We start from the raw sequence: 6191 nt of genomic DNA, 5'->3' as shown, positions 1-6191 counted from the left end.
TTAATGCCAATTGTAGCAATTTTAGTTGTTGTAAATTGGATGTTAAATGATTGGCTTTATAAATCATGTATTTGGTTTTTAGATATAGTTACTAAACTTTTCAAATCTTTGGATCGACACTCGAAAACGGAGCAAAATCAGATTAAAAATACATACCAAATAGAAGAAGGGTATAAACATTATGAAAAGGGTAGTTTTTGGATAGTGGTCGCTTTGGGTTTGCTAATTGTTTGGTTAAAGTGGATTGTTTTATTTGGCACAACTGCTGAAAAATATATTGAAAATCTCAAAAAAGCAGATGCTAGACATTGGGTTTATCTAAAAATGGGAGATGAAAAGATCAAGCCTGTTCCAAGTATTTTACTTTTTAAAACAAGAGAAGGTTATCTAGTTATCTCTAAAGAAACAGACAATTTTAATAAGGCTGTAATTTACAGCAATAACATTGTTATAAAAATTGAGCCAAAATAATTGACCTTTGATGCAGTTCCGACTCTAATACGTGCTTTCTGGTGTATCCCATAAAAATGGCCCTATGACTTCAAAAGTTGTACTTCTTGATCTTGAAAATAATGTTCCTACGGCAAAGCTTTTGCGCGAAATAATGGAGCACTATCCAACTGTGTATTTGTTTAATTGCCAAGGTCAATTTGAATATGCATTGTCCGATTTAACTGAATTGGCAAGTTGGATCAGTAGCGGTCAAGTGGTGGTATTAGAAACGCCAAAAGCCGAACAAAAAGAATATGAATATGCGGTTGTTGTGGGGCAGTTAATGGCTTTACTTGAACCTGAGACGCATGTTGAACTTATTTCTGCTGTCAGTACAGCCGAGCTATTGTTGGCATTGATGCATTCTTCTCAGATCAGTTGTCATTTGATCCAAATTCAGACAGACTTGCAAACGGTAAAAGGACTGATTCCAAGTTTAGAGACTATTCAAAACCAGCCCTACTTGAAAATGGTCAAAAAATATTGTGATGCTTTGGGCAAAATGTCAGGTAAACCAACCACACTGGATGGTTTAAAAAACTCAATCAGTAATATTTTGCAACTCGTACCTGAAAAGACCCAACGAGTGGTCGGTATGCTGATCAACCTAAAAATTGTGAAGCGTTATGATGAGCAAATCAGTTTCCGTAAAAAAGTATTGAAACAATGGTTGGCATTGAATATCGAAAAACAAGACTCGGCTACTGAACCGAAAACGTTACAACAGGTATTGCAGCAATTAAAAAAAGATGATGAGAGCGATACTGTTGAACCTGTTGTGGAAACTTTGTCAGCACAACAAGCGTTGTTTAAAAATTTTGCTCAAATTGACCCCGTACAGCTTGAGGTCGCACGCAAATTGCGTGAGCTCAAAACCAATAAACCTAAAGATATTTATGCACTCCGTGATTTGCTTGAGCAAATGTTTCCGAAGTCAGATGTACGTATGTTACTGAAAGAGTTGCTTGATAAAGGCTATATTTATTGGAATGGACATGAAGTTTTATATAGTCATGAAATGTTCTTAAATTAATTTTATCGTTCAAACTTGCGTTTTATATTGTGCTTATGCAACTCTAATAAAGGAATAAAAAGGTTGTGCTATGGAAAATATTGGAATTTGGGTTGCTGGATTTATTATCTTGTTCGTTCTCGGCTCGATTTTTGGACTTCGTGTGAGTCCAAGAGAAAAAGCTTTGGGGGAGATGCGAGAAAAAGCCCGCAAGATGGGCTTGCACCCACGTTTAGTTGCGGCACCTGAATGGACGAAAATACCGATGGCATCGGAGAACCGTGCCAGTATGGTGGCGTACTACAGTGTCCTGATTCCAGATGCACGCCTACCTTTAATGCGTGCTCGTGTTGTTGATCAGCAGCTTGAGCTCATTACAGGTGATGACAAGTTTAAACATTTACCCATTGAATTAAAGGGTATTTATGCTATTGATATGCAAGCAAACTGCGTGGGAATCTATTGGGATGAACATTCTGACTTAAGAGCAACCCAGTTAGATGCCATGAAAGCATATTTACAGTCTTTGGCTGAACTTTAATTTTACAGACCCATTGAAACAGGATTAACGGTTAATATGGCGAAAGCTCCTCGCTCCACATCCAAAAGTACTACAGCAGATTCTCCTGAGGCTGGGAAAAAACGTGCTTTAGTAATTGTGGAGTCGCCTGCAAAAGCGAAAACAATCAATAAATATTTAGGCTCGAATTACATTGTGAAGTCTTCCGTTGGTCACGTTCGTGATTTACCGACGGGTGGCTCAAGTAAGACTGCAGAAAAAAAGCCAGCGACACGAACCAAACTGACCGATGCTCAGAAAGCTGAAAAAGCACAGAATGCCTTGGTCAATCGTATGGGGGTTGACCCTGAACATGACTGGAAAGCTCATTATGAAGTGCTTCCAGGCAAAGAGCATGTGGTTGCTGAACTGAAAAAGCTTGCTTCGCAGGTTGACGAGGTTTATCTCGCAACGGACTTGGACCGTGAGGGAGAGGCCATTGCATGGCATCTTAAAGAGGTCATTGGTGGTGCGGACTCTCGTTATCAACGTGTCGTTTTTAATGAAATTACCAAAAACGCCATTCAAGAAGCTTTTAAACATCCAGCACGTCTTGATATTGATAAAGTCAATGCGCAACAGGCCCGTCGTTTCTTAGACCGCGTTGTTGGCTTTATGATTTCCCCTTTACTTTGGGAAAAAATTGCCCGCGGTTTGTCTGCTGGTCGTGTTCAGTCTGTTGCCGTGAAACTGGTGGTTGAACGTGAACGTGAAATTCGTGCGTTCGTCCCAGAAGAATATTGGCAAGTTTTTGCAGATACCAAATCACAGACGGATGACATTCGTTTAGAGGCGGTCAAGCAAGCGGGTAAAACCCTAAAATTACGCAATAAAGCCGATACCGATGCTTTACTGAAGCTCATTCAAGACGCAGATTACAAAGTGTCAGCACGTGAGGATAAACCGACCAAGGTGAATCCGAGTGCGCCGTATATCACCTCGACTTTACAACAAGCCGCGAGTACACGTCTGGGTTTCTCAGTGAAGAAAACCATGATGTTGGCGCAGCGTTTGTATGAGGCGGGTTTTATTACCTACATGCGTACCGACTCGACCTTTTTGAGCGACGATGCGGTGAATATGGTGCGTCATCATATTGAGACAGAGTTTGGGGCAAAGTATCTGCCTGCTAAGCCGAACCGCTATGGTAACAAAGCGGGTGCACAAGAAGCCCATGAAGCGATTCGTCCATCAAATGTGGCTTTAAAAGGTGACAGTTTAGTGGGTGTGGAGCGTGATGCTCAGCGGTTGTATGACCTGATCTGGCGTCAATTCGTCGCGTGTCAAATGACCCCAGCAGAATACCTGTCATCAACTATTTTAGTCGATGCAAACGGTGTTGAGCTCAAAGCTAAAGGTCGCACACTGGTATTTGATGGTTTCACCAAAGTCCGCGGTCAAAACAAGTCAGATGACGATGTGTTATTGCCAGCGGTCAAAGTGGGTGAAATCCTCAAACTTGAAAAACTCGATCCATCGCAACACTTTACCAAGCCGCCTGCACGCTTTACCGAAGCGTCACTGGTGAAAGAGCTTGAGAAGAAAGGGATTGGCCGTCCATCAACGTATGCGGCGATTATCTCAACCATTCAAGATCGTGGTTATGTCAAACTAGAAAACCGCCGTCTATATGCAGAAAAAATGGGTGAGATTGTTACAGATCGTTTGGATGAAAGTTTCAATAACCTCATGAATTATGACTTTACCGCGGATCTAGAAGGTCAGTTGGATAAAGTGGCAGATGGTGAGCGTAATTGGAAAGAGTTGCTTGACAGTTTTTATGGTGATTTCAAAAACCGACTGACCAATGCTCAAGGTGAGGGCGGTATGCGCCGTAACCAACCTGTTGAAGTCGAAGCCGTTCACTGTAAAGAATGTGACCGTCCTATGCAGATTCGTACAGGAACTACAGGTGTGTTCTTAGGGTGTTCAGGTTATAACTTGCCACCGAAAGAGCGTTGTAAAGGCACGTTGAACTTAACACCAGTTGAATCACTTGCAGCACTCTCGGACGATGATGCAGCAGAAACAGCAGACTTGATGTCGAAAAAGCGTTGTCCGATTTGTGAAACCGCAATGGACAGCTATGTGATTGATGGTGGTCGTAAATTACATATCTGTGGTAATAACCCTGATTGTGCTGGTTTTGAGCTTGAAGAAGGTGAGTTCAAAATCAAAGGCTATGATGGCCCAACCATTCCATGTGATAAGTGTGATGGCGAAATGCAGTTAAAGACAGGGCGTTTTGGCCCTTACTTTGCTTGTAACAGCTGTGACAACACGCGTAAAGTACTGAAAAGTGGTCAACCTGCACCTCCGCGTGTCGACCCGATTAAAATGGAACATCTACGTTCAACCAAGCATGATGACTTTTTTGTCCTGCGTGATGGTGCGGCGGGTCTGTTCTTAGCTGCAAGTAAGTTCCCGAAAGTACGTGAAACACGTGCTCCGAAGGTTGCTGAATTGCGTACGGTGGCTGATCAGCTTGATCCAAAGTATCAGTTTATTTTGCAAGCACCTGATGTTGATCCAGAAGGCAATCCAACACTTGTGAAGTTTAGTCGTAAGAATCAAGCGCAATATATTGGCTCTGAAACGCCTGAAGGTAAGCAAACCAAGTGGTCATTGGTGTTCAATGATGGAAAATGGGTTGAAGCCTAAGTTTTAATTGCTTAGAAATATTCAATAAAATGCTCACTTTGGTGGGCATTTTTTATATGATGCATAGCGATAAATAAAAAAAATTCTGGTTAATGTATGATTCCTATTCGCTCTATTGTTGTATCCGCTGTTTTATTGTCAAAAATTGAGGGTGAAATTAAACTGTTATTGATGAAGCGTGTTAAAGGTGATTATTGGTGTCATGTCGCGGGAAAGGTTGAAGAAAATGAGACCGCCAGCCAAGCGATACTTCGCGAAATCAAAGAAGAAACCGCCATTCAGCCTCAACGTTTATTTAGTGCAGATTACATCGAGCAGTTTTATGAGCCAAGCTTGAATGTGATTGAAATGATTCCCGCATTTGTTGGTTTTTGTGCTGAAAACCAACCTGTTCTATTGAATCATGAGCATACTGAATATCGATGGTGCAGCTTATCTGAAGCTAGAACTTTGGCTGTATTTTCAAATCAAAGAAAATTATACGACTTTATTTGGGAAAACTTTGTATTACAACAACCTGTAATACATTTAGAAATTACGTAATGTGCTGATCATTGTGATAAAAAATTATTAAAAATTGGGGATCAAAGATGTGGAAAAAACTTCGTATTTTAATCTTACTGCTGATTCTATTGGTGGTTGCTGTGAATGCTTATCGGGATCAGAATCAAGATTGGAGCAAGCCCATTATTGTATTACTCCATCCAGTTAATGCAGATGGACAGGCTACAACTCAGCAATATATTCAGCAACTGAACCTTGGAAACTTACAAGGGGTACAAGGCTATTTAGAGCAGATGTCAGCACAATATCGTGGCCAGCCGATTTCAATTTATTTCCAACTTGGACGCGAGCTCAAGCAGTTACCACCTAAAGTACCCGAGCAGGCGAGCTTGTTGGATACTGTAATGTGGAGTTTAAAGTTCCGTTATTATGCGTGGAAAAATCATCAAGGTTCAGATGGCGCACCAGCTGTTACTTTGTATTTGAACTATTATGACCCTGCACTGACCAAAGAACTGAAACACTCAACAGCTTTGCAAAAAGGGCGTATTGGTTCAGTGAATTTATTTGCATCGACCAAGCAAACAGAGCAAAACAAAGTGGTGCTTGCACATGAGCTTTTACATGCCTTTGGTGCCAGTGATAAATATGACTTAGCTACTGGGCAACCGATGTATCCCGTAGGTTATGCATATCCAAATCAGCAGCCCTTGTTCCCACAAGCCAAAGCTGAGCTTATGGCTGGACACATACCAACTTCGCAAACACAAAGTAAAATGCCAGAAACGATTGATGATACCTTGGTGAATGAGATCACCGCGATAGAAATTGGCTGGAAAAAGTAACTGTGGATAATGTCGAATTTATCCACAATCCAGTGTGCTTATGTGGATAAATTCATGCCTACAAGTCTGTTGAAAAACATGTTAAAACTAAATGAACGAAATCAGACTTGAGAAGAAT

At 41.1% G+C, this 6191-nt stretch carries 6 protein-coding genes; all 6 read left to right on the top strand.

What is annotated here, in order from left to right; translation table 11 throughout:
- Positions 1 to 471 (top strand): hypothetical protein (locus GBI16_RS18630; protein ID WP_171494527.1); only part of this gene is annotated, 471 nt, incomplete at its 5' end.
- A gap of 64 nt (positions 472 to 535) precedes the next feature.
- Positions 536 to 1525, top strand: coding sequence for a hypothetical protein (locus GBI16_RS04430; protein ID WP_086209980.1), 990 nt, complete (start codon positions 536 to 538; stop codon positions 1523 to 1525).
- Between the two features lie 70 nt (positions 1526 to 1595).
- Positions 1596 to 2045 carry an ammonium transporter gene (locus GBI16_RS04425; protein ID WP_086209979.1) on the top strand — a complete coding sequence of 150 codons (450 nt, stop codon included), beginning with the start codon at positions 1596 to 1598 and terminating at the stop codon, positions 2043 to 2045.
- A 36-nt stretch (positions 2046 to 2081) separates the two neighbouring features.
- Positions 2082 to 4724 carry a type I DNA topoisomerase gene (gene topA / locus GBI16_RS04420; RefSeq protein WP_086209978.1) on the top strand — a complete coding sequence of 881 codons (2643 nt, stop codon included), beginning with the start codon at positions 2082 to 2084 and terminating at the stop codon, positions 4722 to 4724.
- A 96-nt stretch (positions 4725 to 4820) separates the two neighbouring features.
- A complete protein-coding gene (locus tag GBI16_RS04415) occupies positions 4821 to 5267 on the top strand; it encodes an NUDIX pyrophosphatase (RefSeq protein ID WP_086209977.1) in 447 nt (148 codons plus the stop codon).
- A 47-nt stretch (positions 5268 to 5314) separates the two neighbouring features.
- Positions 5315 to 6073, top strand: a complete 759-nt coding sequence (locus GBI16_RS04410) for a hypothetical protein (RefSeq protein WP_086209976.1) — start codon at positions 5315 to 5317, stop codon at positions 6071 to 6073.
- Positions 6074 to 6191 lie beyond the last annotated feature (118 nt).

The sequence above is a fragment of the Acinetobacter sp. TUM15064 genome, from assembly GCF_008980265.1.
Taxonomy (GTDB): Bacteria; Pseudomonadota; Gammaproteobacteria; order Pseudomonadales; family Moraxellaceae; genus Acinetobacter.
Note: the sequence above shows the minus strand (reverse complement) of the source record. Positions and strands in the feature narration are given on the sequence as shown.

What these genes read in the sequence shown, in the direction of transcription:
- GBI16_RS04430 (WP_086209980.1), top strand. Translation starts at nt 536, where the DNA reads ATGACTTCAAAAGTTGTACTTCTTGATCTTGAAAATAATGTTCCTACG.
- GBI16_RS04425 (WP_086209979.1), top strand. Translation starts at nt 1,596, where the DNA reads ATGGAAAATATTGGAATTTGGGTTGCTGGATTTATTATCTTGTTCGTT.
- topA (WP_086209978.1), top strand. Translation starts at nt 2,082, where the DNA reads ATGGCGAAAGCTCCTCGCTCCACATCCAAAAGTACTACAGCAGATTCT.
- GBI16_RS04415 (WP_086209977.1), top strand. Translation starts at nt 4,821, where the DNA reads ATGATTCCTATTCGCTCTATTGTTGTATCCGCTGTTTTATTGTCAAAA.
- GBI16_RS04410 (WP_086209976.1), top strand. Translation starts at nt 5,315, where the DNA reads ATGTGGAAAAAACTTCGTATTTTAATCTTACTGCTGATTCTATTGGTG.